The sequence below is a fragment of the Microcoleus sp. LAD1_D5 genome (assembly GCF_036702115.1).
GTDB lineage: Bacteria > Cyanobacteriota > Cyanobacteriia > Cyanobacteriales > Microcoleaceae > Microcoleus.
Genome location: NZ_JAUBSA010000019.1, coordinates 1 through 1380, shown reverse-complemented (window position 1 = coordinate 1380; position 1380 = coordinate 1). Strand labels below are relative to the sequence as shown.

The 1380-nt window shown below is 51.4% G+C and carries 1 protein-coding gene; it reads left to right on the top strand.

What is annotated here, in order from left to right; all coding sequences use genetic code 11:
• On the top strand, window positions 1-1380 hold a 1380-nt coding region (locus tag QUA70_RS10865; protein ID WP_333347014.1), incomplete at both ends, for a calcium-binding protein.

Below are 1380 nucleotides of genomic sequence, written 5' to 3'. Positions count from 1 at the left end.
CGTATTTGGCGGCAAACAAAACGATCGCCTGTTTGGCGATCGCAATGGAGACACACTCTACGGCGATCAGGGTTCCGACACCATAGTCGGCGACAACGGCAACAACATCGACTTAACCGACAACGACGGCGACCTGATTTTCGGCGGGTCTTCAGGCGACGCCATAGCAGGCACTCAAGGCAACGACACCATTTACTCGGGCAAAGGTTCTGACAACGCCTATGGTGGCATCGACAACGACCTGATTTGGGGTGACAAAGGCCCGGACACCCTTTGGGGCGACAACGGAGACGACTCTGTGTTTGGTGGCGTACTCAACTCCCTAGACAGTGACCCCGACGGCTTCGATTTGCTGTTGGGAGGTGATGGCAACGACTTGATCAACGGCCAAGAACAAGACGACACCTTACTGGGTGGCAACGGACAGGATTTGGTGTTTGGAGGCAAAGGGGGCGATCGAATTTTCGGCGAAACTGACTCGGATACTCTCTACGGCAATCAAGGTTCCGACACCATAATCGGCGACTACGGCACTCAACTTGGCAGTACAGTTGCCACGGATGAAGGCGACTTAATTTTCGGTAACGACACCGGCGATCTCATCGGCGGCGGTAGCGGTAACGACAGCATTTTTGCCGGCAAAGGTAACGACTTAATTTACGGTGGCAAAGATAACGACCGGATTTGGGGCGAACTCGGTTCCGACACTATTGTCGGCGATGAAGGAGACGATTCGCTTTACGGTAGTTTGCAAAACGAGTTAGTGTCCGATGTGGATGGCCGCGACTTGCTATTTGGGGGAGATGGAAATGACGAACTCAACGGCGGCGAGAGTTCCGACTCTTTGAGTGGGGGTTTTGGTAACGATACCCTTCGTGGAGGCAAGGATGACGATGTAGTACAGGCCGATGCTGGCGATGATTTGATCTACGGCGATGATGGCAGCGATATTTTGTGCGGCGATCAGGGGAATGATACGCTTTTTGGCGATCGTGGGCAAAATGAGCGAGGCGCTGTTGGTCAAGACGGTCAGCAAGACTGTATTAATGGTGGTAGTGGCGATGACCTGTTATACGGCAATGAAGGTCAAGATACTCTCAATGGTGATGAGGGTAATGACACTATTTACGGAGGGAAAGATAGCGATATTCTTAATGGGGGTGCAGGAGATGACTGGCTGTTTGGTGATGGCTCTGATGATACTTTGATTGGGGGTACGGGGAATGATCACTTTGTGTTAAGTGCTAATAGTGGTATTGATACTATCCTCAATTTTTCCGTAGGAACTGATAAGTTTGTTCTGGCTGACGGATTGAGTTTTGAGGCTTTGCAAATTAACTCGATGGCGCATGGCACACTGCTGCAAGTTGCTGCGACAGG